Below are 16,790 nucleotides of genomic sequence, written 5' to 3'. Positions count from 1 at the left end.
GAGGAAGGCCTTTCGTGTTTTTAAAAAGATTAGAAATAGCAGGGTTTAAGTCTTTTGCTGAGCGTGTATCTGTTGATTTTGTCCCGGGTGTAACTTCTGTAGTAGGACCTAATGGAAGCGGGAAAAGTAATATTACTGATGCAATTCGCTGGGTACTTGGTGAACAATCTGCAAAATCATTACGTGGTGCAAAGATGGAGGATATTATTTTTGCAGGCAGTGATACGAGGAGAGCGGTTAATGTTGCTGAAGTAACAATAACTTTAAATAATGAAGATCAACGTTTACCAATTGAATACAATGAGGTGTGTGTAACACGTCGTGTATCTCGTTCAGGTGAAAGTGATTTTTATATTAATAAACAATCATGTAGATTGAAAGATATTATTGATTTATTTATGGACTCTGGTATGGGGAGAGAAGCTTTTTCAATTATTAGCCAGGGGAAAGTGGAAGAGATTTTAAGTAGTAAGTCAGAAGAGCGTCGAGGTGTATTTGAAGAAGCGGCAGGCGTACTAAAATACAAACTTCGCAAAAAGAAAGCTGAAGGAAAATTAGAAGAAACACAAGAAAACTTAAATCGTGTACAAGATATAATTCATGAATTAAGTAGTCAAGTAGAACCTTTAGAAAGACAAGCTTCTATTGCGAAAGATTATCTTGAGAATAAAGAAGAATTAGAGAAAGTAGAAGCTGCGCTTATTGTCCATGAAATTGAAGAATTGCATGAGAAATGGGAAGCACTTCGAAATCAGTTTGGGCATAATAAAAACGAAGAAGCTAAAATGTCAACGAATTTACAAAAAAGTGAAGAAGAACTTGAGGAATTACGAGGACAATTACAAGCGGTAGATGAGTCTGTAGACTCGTTGCAAGAGGTACTTCTTCTTTCTAGTAAAGAGCTAGAAAAACTAGAAGGGCAGCGCGAGTTGTTAAAAGAGAGAAAGCAAAATGCTACGACGCATTGTGCGCAACTTGAGCAGTTAATTGTTGAATTAACAGAGAAAGCTAAAATTTACGATGGTGAGATTGAGTCAAGTACAGAAGCTTTAATGCAATTTGTGAATGAAGTAAAAGAGTTGGAGCAAAAATTGCATGATAATGAGCAATTGCTTGCTACTTTTGCTGACAATTTAGAGGAACAGATTGAGAATTTAAAAGGTGACTATATTGAACTTTTAAATCAACAAGCTAGTCATCGCAATGAATTATCTATGATTGAAGAACAATCTAAACAGCAAACGTCTAAAAACGAGCGTCTAGATGAAGAGAATGCGAAATATGTAGAAATGCGTATGGAAATTACAGCGAAAAAGACGAAACTTGTAGAAAGTTACGAACAAGCGAAAGAAAAAGTAGCTGGCATTCTCTCAAACATACAGAAGACAGAGGCGGCACTTGGGAAATGTAAGACGCAGTATAGTGAAAATGAAACAAAACTATACCAAGCATACCAATTTGTGCAACAGGCACGTTCTCGAAAAGAAATGCTTGAAGAGATGCAAGAAGACTATTCTGGCTTCTATCAAGGTGTACGTGAAGTATTGAAAGCTAGAGAAAATAGGTTGCAAGGTATCGAGGGTGCTGTTGCGGAACTGTTAACGGTTCCGAAAGAATACGAAGTTGCAATGGAAATCGCTCTAGGTGCAGCGATGCAGCATATTGTTGTACAAACAGAGGAGCATGCTCGTAATGCGATTGCATTTTTAAAGCAAAATAAACATGGACGTGCAACGTTTTTACCGCAAGCTGTTATTAAAAGCAGATCGTTATCATTTGAGCAATTACGCATTGCAAATCAACACCCATCGTTTGTAGGTGTGGCGGCAGAACTTGTGCAGTACAACAATAAATATGAAAATGTAGTTTCAAATTTATTAGGTACTGTTATTGTTGCGAAAGATTTACGCGGAGCAAATGAGTTGGCGAAACAACTGCAATACCGTTATCGCATTGTAACAATTGAAGGTGACGTAGTGAATCCTGGCGGTTCTATGACTGGTGGGGCGGTAAAACAAGCGAAATCTTCTTTATTAGGACGCCAACGTGAACTGGAAGAGTGGACTCGCAAGTTAACTGATATGGAAGAAAAAACAACGAAGTTAGAAAACTTTGTTAAAGCAGTAAAACAAGAGATTCAAGAAAAAGAAGTGAAAATACGCGAACTAAGGCAAACTGTAGAAGTGGATCGTGTAGAAGAGCAGAAATTAAGAGAAGAGATTAATCGTTTAGAATTAGAAGAACATCGTATTAATGACCGCTTGTCTATTTATGATTTAGAGATTGAAGGGTTTTTACAAGATCGAGTAAAAATGCAAGGGCGTAAAGAGGAGTTAGAAGGGATTTTAGCGAATCTTCAAGCTGATATCACTGAGTTAGATAGTAAAATTGTAGCTTTAACAAAACAAAAAAGTGAGCAACATTCTTCGAAAGAAAAAGTTCAAAAAGAAATGACTGAATTAAAAGTGCTGGCAGCTGAAAAGCAACAACGCTTATCTAATCAAAAAGAAAAAGTTGAACGATTGACGAAGGAAAAAGAAGAAACGGATGCGACACTTGTAAAAACGAAAGAGGATTTAGCATTCTTAAAACAAGAAATGACATCTAATTCAAGTGGTGAAGAGCAAATTACGAATATGATTGAGAAGAAAGCGTATGATCGTAATCAAACTTCAGAATTAATTCGCTCTCGTCGTGAACAACGTGTATCGTTGCAAGAGAGAGTAGAACATTTAGAACGCAATTTGAAAGAAACGACAGGTAAACATAAATATATTCTTGAAATGTTGAAAGATCAAGAAGTGAGAATAAACCGACTTGATGTAGAGTTGGAAAATAGATTACAACATTTACGTGAAACATATACGATTTCATTTGAAGCGGCGAAACTAAAATATACAATGACAATGCCTGCAGAAGATGCGCGTAAGAAAGTAAAATTAATCAAATTATCCATAGAAGAGTTAGGTACAGTGAACCTAGGGGCAATTGAGGAATATGAACGTGTAGCGGAGCGTCATACATTCTTACTAGAGCAGAGAGACGATCTAGAAGAAGCGAAAACGACATTGCACCAGCTTATTACCGAAATGGATGAAGAAATGAAAAAACGCTTTTCTACTACGTTTGAAGGCATTAGAATGGAGTTTCAATCGGTATTCTCTGAATTATTTGGAGGCGGTAGAGCGGATTTAGTAATGACTAATCCAGAGGATTTACTAAATACGGGTATTGATATTGTAGCACAACCGCCAGGGAAGAAATTGCAGAACTTAGGTTTACTTTCAGGTGGAGAGCGTGCTTTAACGGCAATTGCGCTTTTATTTGGTATTTTAAAAGTGCGCCCAGTACCGTTCTGTGTACTAGATGAGGTAGAGGCCGCCCTTGATGAAGCGAATGTAGCTCGTTTTGCACAGTATTTAAAGAAATTTAGTGATGAGACGCAGTTTATTGTAATTACACATAGAAAAGGTACAATGGAAGAGTCTGATGTGTTGTACGGTGTAACAATGCAAGAATCAGGGGTATCTAAACTTGTTTCGGTTCGTTTAGATGCCGGAGAAGAACTTATTGCAAGTGAATAGGAAGGATGGGAAAGTATGAGTTTTTTTAAAAAACTAAAAGAAAAAATTTCAAAACAAACGGATACAGTTACAGAGAAATTTAAACACGGATTAGAAAAAACTAGAAATTCATTTGCGGATAAAGTGAATGATTTAGTGTATCGTTACCGTAAAGTGGACGAAGATTTCTTCGAAGAGTTAGAAGAAATCTTAATTGGTGCAGACGTTGGCGTTGCGACGGTAATGGAATTAATTGATCAATTGAAAGAAGAAGTACAACGTCGTAACATTCAAGATCCAAAAGAAGTACAAGCTGTTATTTCAGAAAAACTAGTGGGAATTTACAAAGGTGAAAGCGATTTTAGTAACGAAATTAATATGCAAGAGGACCAATTAACGGTTGTTTTATTTGTTGGTGTTAACGGTGTAGGAAAAACGACAACAATTGGTAAACTGGCGCATAAGTTTAAATCAGAAGGTAAGTCAGTCCTATTGGCAGCAGGAGACACATTCCGTGCTGGGGCGATTGAACAATTAGAAGTATGGGGCGATCGTGTTGGTGTAGAAGTGATTAAACAAGGATCTGGATCTGATCCAGCGGCGGTTATGTATGACGCTGTACAAGCTGCGAAAGCACGTAAGGTAGATGTATTACTATGTGACACAGCAGGACGCTTGCAAAATAAAGTAAACTTAATGAAAGAGTTAGAGAAGGTGAAGCGTGTAATTGAGCGTGAAGTACCAGGTGCTCCTCATGAAGTATTGCTTGTTATTGATGCAACAACAGGACAAAACGGTTTAAGCCAAGCGAAAACATTCCGGGAGGCAACGAATGTAACTGGTATTGTTTTAACGAAGTTAGATGGAACTGCTAAAGGTGGTATTGTATTAGCGATTCGTAACGAAATGGATGTACCGGTGAAGTTTGTTGGATTAGGAGAGCAAATGGATGATTTGCAGCAGTTTGATCCAGAACAATATGTGTATGGTTTATTTGCGAACTTAGTAGAAACAGAAGAAGTATAAGCGAAAGAAGCGGTATTTCCGCTTCTTTTTCTATAAAAATATATGATGTTAAGAAAAAAACTTGACACTCTTTTGGACTCCATGTAAACTAATTCATGTAAAGGGAAATCACTTAACAAAGGATGATCCAACATGCTCGAAAAAACAACGAGAATGAACTATTTATTTGATTTTTATCAATCGTTGTTAACGCAAAAACAAAGAAGTTATATGTCGCTTTATTATCTAGATGATTTATCTCTTGGTGAAATTGCGGAAGAATTTGATGTAAGTCGCCAAGCCGTGTATGATAACATTAAACGGACTGAAGCGATGCTTGAAGAATATGAAGAAAAATTAGTATTACTTCAAAAGTTTCAAGAGCGACAGCGACTTGTTGCAAAGCTAAAACAGCTAATCAGCGAAGAAGAGCATGTGAATGAAGAAATGAAACAAGTTGTTGAAGCTATCGAAAAATTAGATTAGGAGGGCGGCAATATGGCATTTGAAGGATTAGCCGACCGACTTCAACAGACAATGCAAAAAATCCGCGGCAAAGGAAAAGTTTCTGAAGCCGATGTGAAAGAAATGATGAGAGAAGTTCGTCTAGCTCTTTTAGAAGCAGATGTTAACTTTAAAGTAGTAAAAGATTTTGTGAAGCGTGTGTCTGAACGTGCTGTCGGACAAGATGTAATGAAAAGTTTGACACCTGGACAACAAGTAATTAAAGTTGTACAGGAAGAACTTACAGAACTTATGGGCGGAGAGCAAAGCAAAATTGCTGTTGCTAATAAGCCACCGACTGTTATTATGATGGTTGGTCTGCAAGGTGCGGGTAAAACAACGACGACAGGTAAGCTTGCGAATTTGCTTCGTAAAAAGCATAATCGTAAACCGATGCTTGTTGCAGCTGATATTTACCGTCCAGCAGCAATTAAACAGCTTGAAACATTAGGGAAGCAATTGGACATGCCTGTATTTTCTTTAGGAGATCAAGTAAGTCCTGTTGAAATTGCGAAACAAGCGATTGCAAAAGCAAAAGAAGATCATCATGATTATGTTTTAATCGATACAGCGGGTCGCCTGCATATTGATGAAGAACTAATGGATGAATTAGCGAAAGTTAAAGAAGTTGCGAAACCGGATGAAATTTTCCTTGTTGTCGATGCGATGACGGGACAAGACGCGGTAAATGTTGCACAAAGTTTCCATGAACAGTTAGGTTTAACAGGTGTTGTATTAACGAAATTAGATGGTGATACGCGCGGTGGTGCTGCATTATCTATTAAGGCTGTAACAAACACACCGATTAAATTTGCTGGTATGGGTGAAAAACTAGATGCAATTGAAGCGTTCCATCCAGAGCGTATGGCATCCCGTATTTTAGGGATGGGCGATGTCTTAACATTGATTGAAAAAGCGCAAGCTACAGTTGATGAAGAGAAAGCAAAAGAACTTGAGCAAAAAATGCGTACGCTTTCGTTTACGCTTGATGATTTCCTAGAACAACTTGGACAAGTGCGTCAACTTGGGCCGCTTGATGAATTGTTAGGAATGCTTCCTGGTGCAAATAAAATTAAAGGGCTGAAAAATGCGCAAGTTGATGAAAAACAAATTGGGCATATTGAGGCAATTATTCGTTCTATGACTAAATTAGAACGAGAACAACCGGAAATAATCAATGCTAGTCGCAAAAAGCGCATTGCCAAAGGTAGCGGTACAACTGTACAAGAAATCAATCGTCTAATCAAACAATTCGATGACATGAAAAAAATGATGAAGACGATGACTGGAATGCAAAAAGGCAAGAAAAAAGGACTAGGTGGATTGAAGTTTCCATTCATGTAAGGAAAAAAAGATGGCTCTGTTAAGAAAAAATACTTTACAAAGCAATAGTCTTTTTGCTAATATAATTATCTGTGTGAAATAAATTCGGAGGTGCTTTATAAATGGCAGTTAAAATTCGTTTAAAACGTATGGGAGCTAAAAAAACTCCTTTCTATCGTGTAGTTGTTGCAGATTCTCGTTCTCCTCGTGACGGACGTTTCATTGAGGAAATCGGAACTTACAATCCAGTTGCTCAACCAGCTGAAGTTAAGATCAACGAAGAAGCAGCATTAAAATGGTTAGGAAATGGTGCTAAACCATCTGATACAGTTCGTAACTTATTCTCTAACCAAGGTATCATGGAGAAATTCCACTTATCTAAACAAGGTAAGTAATTGAGGCAATGACTATGAAGAAGTTAGTCGAGACGATTGTCAAGCCTCTTGTCGATCATCCTGAAGATGTAAAAGTTACACAGGAACTTTACAACGGAGAGATAAAGTATCGATTAACTGTACATCCTGAGGATGTTGGAAAAGTCATTGGAAAGCAAGGGAGAGTTGCGAAAGCGATTCGAATGCTCTTGTATTCAGTGGGACATCATAATGATGAAAAAGTAACGCTGGAAATTCAATAAACGTAAAAAGGGCGAGGAGTTATTCCTCTCCCTTTTTTAACATTTAAATAGAGATTGCATGTTCCATCTATAAAATGGAGATGCTTAATTTATATAGAAACCAGGGGTGACATACTATTTATGACAAAATGGTTTAACGTAGGGAAAATTGTAAATACTCATGGCGTAAGAGGAGAAATCCGTGTTATTTCTCGTACTGATTTTCCAGAAGAGCGATATAAAGTAGGAAACACACTATACATATCGAATGAGAAAGACACAGACTACCTTCCGGTGAAGGTAACTTCTCATCGCCAACATAAGACATTTGATTTATTAACATTTGAAGGATATAACAATGTAGATGAAGTAGAGAAGTTTAAAGGTTCTTTAATAAAAGTACCAGAAGAGCAGTTAGGCGAACTTGCTGAAGGTGAATACTACTATCACGAAATTATTGGTTGCAGCGTTGTAACGGAAGAAGGAGAAGCGCTAGGGACAATCAAAGAAATTCTCTCTCCTGGTGCAAATGATGTTTGGGTGATTAAACGTCCGAAGGGTCAAGATCTTTTAATTCCTTATATTGATGACGTTGTACTTCAAGTTAATATTGAAAATAAATTAGTAACCATTCATGTAATGGAAGGGTTGCTATAATGAAAATTGATATTTTAACGTTGTTCCCAGACATGTTTACCGGTGTATTTGGATCTTCTATATTAAAGAAGGCGCAAGAAAAAGAAGCGGTAAACCTTCGTGTTGTTAACTTTCGTGATTATACAACAAGTAAGCATAATAGCGTAGACGATTATCCTTACGGCGGAGGAGCTGGTATGGTGCTTACTCCTCAGCCTATTTTTGATGCTGTAGAAGATTTGACGAAAGAGACAGAGCGTAAGCCGAGAGTTGTCTTAATGTGTCCGCAGGGCGAAAGATTTACGCAGAAGAAAGCGGAAGAGCTTGCAGAGGAAGAACATTTGATCTTTGTATGTGGGCATTATGAAGGGTATGACGAACGAATTCGTGAGCATCTCGTAACGGATGAGATTTCTATTGGTGACTATGTATTAACGGGCGGAGAATTAGCTTCTATGGTTATTACTGATAGTGTTGTACGTCTCTTGCCAGGCGTGCTAGGAAATCATGCTTCACAAGTGGAGGATTCGTTTAGTACAGGTTTATTAGAGCATCCTCATTATACACGTCCGGCTGATTTTCGTGGTATGAAGGTACCGGATGTATTAATGTCAGGGAATCATAAAAATATTGACGAATGGCGACATAGGGAATCTTTGCGTCGTACGTATACGCGTAGACCTGATTTGTTAGATGATAGAGATCTATCTAAACAAGAGAAAAAATGGCTTGAGGAAATAAAGCGAGAGCAGTAATAACTTCATATATTTGCTATTGCAACAGGCCTAGTAATATGCTATTATAACATTTGTGCTACTGAAATCAGTAGCCGTATTAACGATGTTCCGCTGTAATTTATTAAGACTTTATAAGAGCATCTGTTTAAAGGAGAGAATTTAATATGCAACAATTAATCGCAGAAATTACAAAAGGCCAATTAAAAACTGACCTTCCTTCATTCCGTCCTGGTGACACTTTACGTGTACACGTAAAAGTTGTTGAGGGAACTCGTGAAAGAATTCAGCTTTTCGAAGGTGTTGTAATTAAACGTCGTGGTGGCGGAATTAGTGAAACATTCACAGTTCGTAAGATTTCTTACGGTGTAGGTGTTGAGCGTACATTCCCAGTTCACACGCCAAGAATCGCGAAAATCGAAGTACTTCGCCGTGGTAAAGTACGTCGTGCTAAGTTATACTACTTACGTAACCTTCGCGGTAAAAAAGCACGTATTAAAGAAATTCGATAAGACATGTATGGGAGCTTGTAAATGCACAAGCTCCCTTTTTCCAATCTATATGAAATTTTGGTATAATACGAACAGCTTACATAACCGTGGAGGGGAAATGCATGAAAAAAGAGAAGAGTTCACTTTGGGAATGGATTAAAGCAATTTTGATTGCTGTTGTATTAGCTGGTGTTATTAGACAGTTTTTCTTTGCGCCAATTCTCGTAGATGGGGTATCGATGGCACCTACTTTACATGATCGTGATCGAATGATTGTGAATAAAATTGGTTATCACATTGGAGATCCAAAACGCTTTGATATTATCGTGTTTCGAGCAACAGAAGATAAAGATTACATTAAGCGCATTATAGGCCTGCCAGGCGATGAAATAGAGTATCGTAATGATAAACTGTATGTTAACGGAAAGGCTTATGAGGAGCCGTATTTAGACAAGCAGAAAAAGCAAATTGCTGACGGACCGCTTACATATGATTTTAATCTTGAAGAAATGACAGGCAAGAAAACTGTTCCAAAAGATCAATTATTTGTTTTAGGTGATAATCGTCGTTTTAGTAAAGATAGCCGTTCAATCGGTACGATTTCAATGGATCAAGTAATTGGTAAAGCCAATATGTTATATTGGCCGTTAGAAGACGCACGTATTGTGAAATAAATGAAAAAGAAGGTGGCAACATGGTAATTCAATGGTTTCCAGGGCATATGGCGAAGGCTAGACGCCAAGTAACGGAGAAATTAAAATTAATTGATGTTGTAATTGAGCTTGTAGATGCTCGATTACCATTATCATCTCGAAACCCAATGATTGATGAAATCATTACACATAAGCCGAGGCTTGTTGTTTTAAATAAAGCGGATATGGCAGATGATCGTTTAACAAAACAATGGATCGCATATTTTAAAGAAAAAGGCCATATGGCAATTTCGATTAACGCGCAAGCTGGACAAGGTATGAAAGAAATTGCAGCAGCTTGTAAAGTGCTTGTTAAAGAAAAATTTGATAAAATGGTTGCAAAAGGTATTAGACCGAGAGCGATTCGCGCATTAATTGTAGGTATACCAAATGTTGGTAAATCTACATTGATTAATAAATTGGCAAAGAAAAATATTGCTAAAACAGGAGATCGTCCAGGTGTGACAACAGCTCAACAATGGATTAAAGTTGGAAAGGAAATGGAATTGTTAGATACGCCAGGTATTCTGTGGCCTAAATTTGAAGATCAATTAGTGGGTCTTCGCTTAGCGACGACGGGTGCAATTAAAGATTCAATTTTAAATTTACAAGATGTAGCTGTTTACGCATTACGTTTTATGGAGAAACATTATCCAGAACGCTTGAAAGAACGCTACAATTTAAATGAGATTCCAGAAGATATTGTGGAATTATTCGATGCAATTGGAAAAAATAGAGGCTGCTTAATGGGCGGCGGAATGATTGATTATGATAAGACATCTGAGCTTGTACTTCGTGAGCTTCGTGGTGGCAAACTTGGAAAAATGACGTTTGAAACACCGGAAGAGTTTGCAGAGCAAGTAGAAGATGTGGAAAAAATAGAAGAAGTATAAGACGTGCGTTTGTGCGTCTTTTCTTTTTGGATACGTTTAAAAAGGAGCTTGTATAAATGCAAACAATGACGATAAAAGAAGCGGAAAATGTATTGAAAGAAATTATGAATGAAGAAGATGATCGCTTTCAACTGTTAATGAAAGATGAGCGAAAAGGCGTTCAAAAGCTCGTTTTGAAGTGGTATAAACAAAAAGAGTTAGAACAGAAAGAAAAAGAGAAGTTTTTTGAAATGTCCAAGTATGAAAATGCTTTGCGTGAAAAAGGGGTCACATATATCGCGGGTATTGATGAAGTAGGGCGCGGGCCATTGGCTGGGCCCGTTGTGACGGCAGCTGTCGTTCTTCCTGAGGATTTTTATATTCCAGGGTTAAATGACTCAAAAAAGCTGAGTGAAGCGAAACGTGAGCGTTTTTATGATGAAATAAAAGTACAAGCGATTGCAATTGGAGTTGGAATTGTATCACCGCAAGTTATTGATGAAATTAATATTTACCAAGCAACGAAACAAGCGATGTTAGATGCTGTTGCAAATTTATCTTATACACCCCAACATTTATTAATTGATGCGATGAAGCTTCCCACACCAATTCCGCAAACTTCAATTATTAAAGGTGATGCGAAAAGTGTTTCGATTTCAGCTGCATCCATTATCGCAAAAGTAACGAGAGATCGTATGATGAAAGAACTGGGAGAGAAGTATCCTGAATACGGATTTGAGCAACATATGGGATATGGCACAAAGCAACATTTAGAGGCAATTGAAGTGCATGGAGTATTAGATGAACACCGCAAGTCATTCGCGCCAATTAAAGATATGATTCAAAAATAAGCTGTAAATATACAGCTTATTTTTTATTTTGGCATATAAACATTACTATTTCCGAAAAAGAATAAAGCGATTTCAGTTTTCTGACACTTTATTGTAGACAGCGTGCCAATCATCTTATACAATGGCAATGTAATGTTTTTTAAACATTAAAAAACTTTTCGAGTAAAACAGGAAAACAGGGGAGGATGGGACCATGAATATCCATGAGTACCAAGGTAAGGCAGTCCTTAGAAGCTATGGGGTTAGCGTTCCGAACGGGAAGGTTGCATTTACAGTAGAAGAAGCTGTAGAAGCAGCGAAAGAATTAGGAACAGATGTATGTGTAGTGAAAGCACAAATTCACGCTGGTGGACGCGGCAAAGCTGGCGGAGTAAAAGTTGCAAAAAATTTAGATGAAGTTCGTACATATGCAGAAAGCATTTTAGGAACTACACTTGTGACACATCAAACAGGTCCTGAAGGTAAGGAAGTAAAACGCTTACTTATCGAAGAAGGTTGCGATATTAAAAAAGAATATTATGTAGGTCTAGTTTTAGATCGTGCTACTTCTCAAGTTGTTTTAATGGCTTCTGAAGAAGGCGGAACAGAAATTGAAGAAGTAGCAGAAAAAACACCTGAAAAAATCTTTAAAGAATATATTGATCCGGCAGTAGGCTTACAAGGTTTCCAAGCGCGCCGAATTGCATTTAACATCAATATTCCAAAAGAGCTTGTAGGACAAGCTGTGAAGTTTATGATGGGCTTATACCGTGCGTTTATCGAAAAAGATTGCTCTATCGCTGAGATTAACCCACTTGTTACAACAGGTGAAGGTAAAGTTATGGCACTAGATGCAAAATTAAACTTTGATTCTAATGCGTTATATCGCCATAAAGACATTTTAGAGCTTCGTGATCTTGATGAAGAAGATGCAAAAGAAATTGAAGCTTCAAAATACGACTTAAACTACATTCCTTTAGATGGAAATATCGGTTGTATGGTTAATGGTGCAGGTTTAGCGATGGCTACAATGGATATCATTAAACATTACCACGGTGACCCAGCTAACTTCTTAGATGTTGGTGGCGGTGCAACTGCTGAAAAAGTTACAGAAGCATTCAAAATTATCCTTTCTGACAAAAATGTAAAAGGTATCTTCGTTAACATTTTTGGTGGCATTATGAAGTGTGATGTTATTGCAGAAGGTGTTATTGAAGCAACGAAACAGGTAGGTCTTGAGTTACCTTTAGTTGTACGTCTTGAAGGTACAAACGTAGAACTAGGTAAGAAAATTTTAAATGAGTCTGGCTTAAATATTGTTGCAGCAGAATCTATGGCAGACGGTGCACAAAAAATTGTTTCACTAGTGGGCTAATAGAAAGCGGGGGAGAAAAATGAGCGTATTAGTTAATAAAGATACAAAAGTTATTGTTCAAGGTATTACAGGTTCTCAAGGTTTATTCCATACAAAACAAATGATTGAATACGGTACGAAAATTGTCGGTGGTGTAACGCCAGGTAAAGGTGGCACTGATATTGAAGGTGTACCAGTATTTGATACTGTAGAAGATGCAGTGAAAGCAACAGGCGCAAACGCTTCAGTTGTATACGTTCCACCCGCTTTTGCGGCTGATGCAATTATGGAAGCAGTTGATGCAGAAATTGATTTAGTAGTATGTATTACTGAAGGAATTCCTGTATTAGATATGGTAAACGTAAAGAGATATATGGCTGGTAAACATACACGTTTACTTGGACCAAACTGCCCAGGTGTTATCACGCCTGATGAATGTAAAATCGGTATTATGCCAGGATACATTCATAAAAAAGGTCATGTAGGTATCGTATCGCGTTCTGGTACATTAACGTATGAAGCTGTACATCAGTTAACACAAGAAGGTATTGGCCAATCTACTGCTGTAGGTATCGGCGGTGACCCTGTTAACGGTACAGACTTTATTGATGCGTTAAAAGCATTTAATGAAGATGAAGAAACACATGCTGTAATTATGATTGGTGAAATCGGCGGTACAGCAGAAGAAGAGGCAGCTGAATGGGTAAAAGCTAATATGACAAAACCTGTTGTAGGCTTCATTGGTGGTCAAACAGCGCCTGCTGGCAAACGTATGGGCCATGCTGGTGCAATCATTTCTGGCGGTAAAGGAACTGCTGCTGAAAAGATTAAAACAATGGAAGCTTGTGGCATTAAAGTAGCTGAAACTCCAGCAGTTATGGGAGAAACGCTAATCTCTGTTTTAAAAGAAAAAGGTTTATTTGAGACTTGCAAAAACTATTAATCTGTTGAAAGACACCTTCTTACTTGAGGGTGTCTTTTTACACTTTTTTCTGTTTACATAATAAAAATTATGGGTAAGGAGAATTGAGATGAAAAGAGAGCGATTATTACATCTTCATTACTTGCTAGCAGATTATTGGAAAGCGATGGAGAGGCTACTATATGTCGATCCAGAATTAAAGAACATATATACTTTTAACGAAAAACAAATGGAATACTACACTGGAATATCCTCGAAAAAATCTTCAGAACTAGTGAAATTTCTTCAAAGTTCAAATCTTCCGCAATATATATCTTATTTAGAGAAAAATCGTATTTTTTATATAACGATATGGGATGAAAATTATCCGCAATTATTACGTGAAATACAAGACCCTCCTTTCGTTTTATATGGAAAAGGAGAGAAAGATTTTCTCAATAAAGTAAATAAATTAGCAGTTGTTGGAACGAGAGAACCATCATTATATGGTCATGAGAGTTTGAAGTTTATTTTACACCCTTTATTAGAAAGAGAGTGGCTTATTGTCAGTGGATTTGCAAAAGGGATAGATACAATGTCTCATGAGATTACAGTAAGGCATCATTGCCCGACTATTGCGATATTAGGGCACGGATTGTCGTTTATGTATCCGAAAGAAAATAGACATTTATATGAAATGTGGAAGGAATATATATTGTTATTGACAGAGTATCCTCCGCACTATGCACCGAAAAAATGGTATTTTCCAAAAAGGAACCGGATTGTTAGTGGTATAAGTAAAGGTGTTTTAGTTGTAGAAGCGAAATCGAGAAGTGGAACACTTATTACTGCAGACCTTGCGTTAGAGCAAAATAGAGAGGTGTTTGCGCTTCCTGGACCTATATTTATAGAGGGGGCATCGGGAACGAATCATCTTATTCAACAAGGAGCAAAATTAGTAAGAAATGCAGAAGATATCTTGGAGGAGATTTTAAATTAACCTTATATTTTTAAATTTTTATTAAACAATTATTGACAAATGGTAGATTGGCACTGTATGGTATATTCATTCTTGATTGACAAAAACAAGAGAAATCAATAAGATTAATGAAGACTTGAATCCACCTCTTAAGGAGGCACTAGCATGTCAGATTACCTCGTAATCGTGGAGTCGCCTTCTAAGGCGAAGACCATTGAGAAATATTTAGGGAAAAAATACAAAGTTGTCGCGTCTATGGGACATGTTCGCGATCTGCCAAAAAGTCAAATGGGGATAGAAGTAAAGAATAACTTCACCCCGAAGTATATTACCATTCGTGGTAAAGGTCCCGTCTTAAAAGATTTAAAATCAGCGGCGAAAAAAGCAAAGAAAGTTTATCTCGCGGCCGATCCAGACCGCGAAGGGGAAGCGATTGCTTGGCATTTAGCGAATACGTTAAATGTGGACGTTGAATCAGATTGTCGGGTTGTGTTTAATGAGATTACGAAAGATGCAATCAAAGAATCATTTAAACATCCTCGTGCAATTAATATGGATTTAGTAGATGCACAACAAGCAAGACGCATACTTGATCGTCTTGTTGGTTACAATATTAGTCCTTTATTATGGAAGAAAGTAAAAAAAGGATTAAGTGCAGGGCGTGTACAATCTGTAGCAGTTCGTTTAATCATCGAACGTGAAAAGGAAATTCAAAGCTTTGAACCTGAAGAATTCTGGACAATTAAAACAGAATTTGTAAAAGGAAAAGACACATTTGAAGCAAGTTTTTACGGTGTAGATGGTGAAAAAGTTCAATTAACGAATGAAACGCAAGTGAATGAAATAATTGAACAGATGAAAGACAATGCGTTTTCAGTTGAAAATGTAACGCGCAAAGAGCGAAAACGTAATCCTGCATTACCGTTTACAACATCTTCCTTGCAACAAGAAGCAGCACGTAAGTTAAACATGCGAGCAAAGAAAACGATGATGCTTGCACAGCAATTGTATGAAGGGATAGATCTTGGAAAACAAGGAACTGTAGGTCTTATTACGTATATGAGAACTGATTCAACACGTATCTCAGAAACAGCTCAAACAGAGGCTCGTACTTACATCACTGAAGCGTATGGTACGGAATACATAGGAACAGAAAAGAAGAAAGAAACGAAAAAGTCAAATGCACAAGATGCGCATGAGGCAATTCGTCCTACTTCGGTAATGAGAAAGCCAGAGGAACTGAAAAGTTTCTTAAGTCGTGATCAACTTCGATTATATAAATTGATTTGGGAGCGATTTGTTGCAAGTCAAATGGCGTCTGCTATAATGGATACTGTGACAGCGAGACTCATTAATAACAATGTTCAGTTCCGTGCAAGTGGATCGGTTGTAAAGTTCCCAGGATTTATGAAAGTGTATGTAGAGTCGAAAGATGATGGTGCGGAAGAAAAGGATAAGATGTTGCCGCCTTTAGAAGTAGGGGAAACTGTATTTTCAAAGGATTTAGAACCGAAGCAACATTTTACACAACCTCCTCCGCGCTATACAGAGGCTCGTCTAGTAAGAACACTTGAAGAACTTGGAATTGGAAGACCGTCGACTTATGTACCTACACTTGAAACGATTCAAAAACGTGGATATGTAGGTTTGGATAATAAACGCTTCGTTCCGACTGAACTTGGTGAAATAGTAATCGAACTTATTTTAGAGTTTTTCCCAGAAATTATTAATATTGAATTTACTGCCAATATGGAGCAAAGCCTTGATGAAGTAGAAGAAGGAAATGCCAATTGGGTGAAAATTGTTGATGATTTCTACGTAGGATTCGAACCGCGCTTAGAAAAAGCGGAAAAAGAAATGCGTGAAGTGGAAATTAAAGATGAGCCAGCTGGGGAAGACTGTGAATTATGCGGACATCCAATGGTCTTTAAAATGGGTAAATACGGGAAGTTTATGGCTTGTTCGAATTTCCCTGATTGTCGTAATACAAAAGCGATTGTGAAAGAAATCGGTGTAACTTGTCCGAAATGTGAAGAAGGACAAATTATTGAGCGTCGCAGTAACAAAAAGAAACGTCTTTTCTATGGATGCGGTACGTATCCAGAGTGTGACTTTGTATCTTGGGATAAGCCAATTGGTCGTAAATGTCCGAAGTGTGAAGGCATGCTTGTAGAGAAAAAGTTAAAAAAAGGCGTGCAAGTACAATGTATTTCGTGCGATTATGAAGAAGAACAACAAATGTGAGCGTAACTGCTCACATTTTTTTCGGGAAGAAAAGGAAAGGTGATAT

Annotated in this window: 16 protein-coding genes; all 16 read left to right on the top strand. The window is 37.5% G+C overall.

The genetic code is table 11. From position 1 onward, the window contains the following. Positions 1 to 14: 14 nt before the first annotated feature. The 16 genes from smc (at position 15) to topA (ending at position 16,744) form a co-directional block, all read left to right on the top strand. Positions 15 to 3,584, top strand: coding sequence for a chromosome segregation protein SMC (smc, locus tag ACTJJY_RS09250; RefSeq protein ID WP_440605411.1), 3,570 nt, complete (start codon positions 15 to 17; stop codon positions 3,582 to 3,584). A gap of 15 nt (positions 3,585 to 3,599) precedes the next feature. Next, positions 3,600 to 4,589: a signal recognition particle-docking protein FtsY gene (gene ftsY, locus ACTJJY_RS09245; protein WP_440605410.1), complete on the top strand. Its 990-nt coding sequence runs from the start codon at positions 3,600 to 3,602 to the stop codon at positions 4,587 to 4,589. 132 nt (positions 4,590 to 4,721) lie between these two features. Continuing rightward, complete coding sequence (locus ACTJJY_RS09240) at positions 4,722 to 5,054, top strand: putative DNA-binding protein (RefSeq protein WP_000891062.1); 333 nt, start codon at positions 4,722 to 4,724, stop codon at positions 5,052 to 5,054. Between the two features lie 12 nt (positions 5,055 to 5,066). Further along, positions 5,067 to 6,416: a signal recognition particle protein gene (gene ffh / locus ACTJJY_RS09235; protein ID WP_000863460.1), complete on the top strand. Its 1,350-nt coding sequence runs from the start codon at positions 5,067 to 5,069 to the stop codon at positions 6,414 to 6,416. Between the two features lie 101 nt (positions 6,417 to 6,517). After that, the gene (rpsP, locus tag ACTJJY_RS09230) at positions 6,518 to 6,790 is read left to right on the top strand and encodes a 30S ribosomal protein S16 (RefSeq protein ID WP_000268750.1); all 273 of its coding nucleotides are present in this window, start codon (positions 6,518 to 6,520) and stop codon (positions 6,788 to 6,790) included. A 14-nt stretch (positions 6,791 to 6,804) separates the two neighbouring features. Continuing rightward, positions 6,805 to 7,032 (top strand): KH domain-containing protein, encoded by a 228-nt coding sequence (locus ACTJJY_RS09225; RefSeq protein ID WP_000737399.1) that lies wholly within the window; start codon positions 6,805 to 6,807, stop codon positions 7,030 to 7,032. A gap of 120 nt (positions 7,033 to 7,152) precedes the next feature. After that, positions 7,153 to 7,668: a ribosome maturation factor RimM gene (rimM, locus tag ACTJJY_RS09220; protein WP_000170272.1), complete on the top strand. Its 516-nt coding sequence runs from the start codon at positions 7,153 to 7,155 to the stop codon at positions 7,666 to 7,668. Then, a complete protein-coding gene (gene trmD, locus ACTJJY_RS09215) occupies positions 7,668 to 8,402 on the top strand; it encodes a tRNA (guanosine(37)-N1)-methyltransferase TrmD (RefSeq protein WP_440605409.1) in 735 nt (244 codons plus the stop codon). The genes rimM and trmD overlap by 1 nt, the downstream gene beginning before the upstream one ends. A 146-nt stretch (positions 8,403 to 8,548) precedes the next feature. Next, a complete protein-coding gene (gene rplS, locus ACTJJY_RS09210) occupies positions 8,549 to 8,893 on the top strand; it encodes a 50S ribosomal protein L19 (RefSeq protein ID WP_001186516.1) in 345 nt (114 codons plus the stop codon). 101 nt (positions 8,894 to 8,994) lie between these two features. Beyond that, on the top strand, positions 8,995 to 9,546 hold the full coding sequence (lepB, locus tag ACTJJY_RS09205; RefSeq protein WP_000711853.1) for a signal peptidase I: 552 nt from the start codon (positions 8,995 to 8,997) through the stop codon (positions 9,544 to 9,546). Between the two features lie 20 nt (positions 9,547 to 9,566). Continuing rightward, entirely contained in the window at positions 9,567 to 10,457 is an 891-nt protein-coding gene (gene ylqF / locus ACTJJY_RS09200; RefSeq protein WP_000236702.1) for a ribosome biogenesis GTPase YlqF, read from the top strand. A gap of 56 nt (positions 10,458 to 10,513) precedes the next feature. Then, positions 10,514 to 11,287, top strand: coding sequence for a ribonuclease HII (locus ACTJJY_RS09195; RefSeq protein ID WP_440605408.1), 774 nt, complete (start codon positions 10,514 to 10,516; stop codon positions 11,285 to 11,287). A gap of 193 nt (positions 11,288 to 11,480) precedes the next feature. Next, entirely contained in the window at positions 11,481 to 12,641 is a 1,161-nt protein-coding gene (gene sucC / locus ACTJJY_RS09190) for an ADP-forming succinate--CoA ligase subunit beta (RefSeq protein ID WP_001020790.1), read from the top strand. Between the two features lie 19 nt (positions 12,642 to 12,660). Beyond that, a complete protein-coding gene (gene sucD, locus ACTJJY_RS09185; protein ID WP_000115178.1) occupies positions 12,661 to 13,563 on the top strand; it encodes a succinate--CoA ligase subunit alpha in 903 nt (300 codons plus the stop codon). Between the two features lie 88 nt (positions 13,564 to 13,651). Continuing rightward, complete coding sequence (gene dprA / locus ACTJJY_RS09180) at positions 13,652 to 14,521, top strand: DNA-processing protein DprA (protein WP_000818046.1); 870 nt, start codon at positions 13,652 to 13,654, stop codon at positions 14,519 to 14,521. 144 nt (positions 14,522 to 14,665) lie between these two features. Continuing rightward, a complete protein-coding gene (topA, locus tag ACTJJY_RS09175) occupies positions 14,666 to 16,744 on the top strand; it encodes a type I DNA topoisomerase (RefSeq protein WP_440605407.1) in 2,079 nt (692 codons plus the stop codon). The last annotated feature ends 46 nt before the right edge of the window (positions 16,745 to 16,790 follow it).

Origin of the sequence: Bacillus sp. 22475 (assembly GCF_052044835.1) — a bacterium.
Taxonomy (GTDB): Bacteria; Bacillota; Bacilli; order Bacillales; family Bacillaceae_G; genus Bacillus_A; species Bacillus_A cereus.
Note: the sequence above shows the minus strand (reverse complement) of the source record. Positions and strands in the feature narration are given on the sequence as shown.

Coding starts and splice junctions, on each gene's coding strand:
- ACTJJY_RS09225 (WP_000737399.1), top strand. CDS start 6,805: ATGAAGAAGTTAGTCGAGACGATTGTCAAGCCTCTTGTCGATCATCCT.
- topA (WP_440605407.1), top strand. CDS start 14,666: ATGTCAGATTACCTCGTAATCGTGGAGTCGCCTTCTAAGGCGAAGACC.
- trmD (WP_440605409.1), top strand. CDS start 7,668: ATGAAAATTGATATTTTAACGTTGTTCCCAGACATGTTTACCGGTGTA.
- ACTJJY_RS09240 (WP_000891062.1), top strand. CDS start 4,722: ATGCTCGAAAAAACAACGAGAATGAACTATTTATTTGATTTTTATCAA.
- lepB (WP_000711853.1), top strand. CDS start 8,995: ATGAAAAAAGAGAAGAGTTCACTTTGGGAATGGATTAAAGCAATTTTG.
- sucC (WP_001020790.1), top strand. CDS start 11,481: ATGAATATCCATGAGTACCAAGGTAAGGCAGTCCTTAGAAGCTATGGG.
- ffh (WP_000863460.1), top strand. CDS start 5,067: ATGGCATTTGAAGGATTAGCCGACCGACTTCAACAGACAATGCAAAAA.
- dprA (WP_000818046.1), top strand. CDS start 13,652: ATGAAAAGAGAGCGATTATTACATCTTCATTACTTGCTAGCAGATTAT.
- ftsY (WP_440605410.1), top strand. CDS start 3,600: ATGAGTTTTTTTAAAAAACTAAAAGAAAAAATTTCAAAACAAACGGAT.
- rimM (WP_000170272.1), top strand. CDS start 7,153: ATGACAAAATGGTTTAACGTAGGGAAAATTGTAAATACTCATGGCGTA.
- ACTJJY_RS09195 (WP_440605408.1), top strand. CDS start 10,514: ATGCAAACAATGACGATAAAAGAAGCGGAAAATGTATTGAAAGAAATT.
- sucD (WP_000115178.1), top strand. CDS start 12,661: ATGAGCGTATTAGTTAATAAAGATACAAAAGTTATTGTTCAAGGTATT.
- rpsP (WP_000268750.1), top strand. CDS start 6,518: ATGGCAGTTAAAATTCGTTTAAAACGTATGGGAGCTAAAAAAACTCCT.
- ylqF (WP_000236702.1), top strand. CDS start 9,567: ATGGTAATTCAATGGTTTCCAGGGCATATGGCGAAGGCTAGACGCCAA.
- rplS (WP_001186516.1), top strand. CDS start 8,549: ATGCAACAATTAATCGCAGAAATTACAAAAGGCCAATTAAAAACTGAC.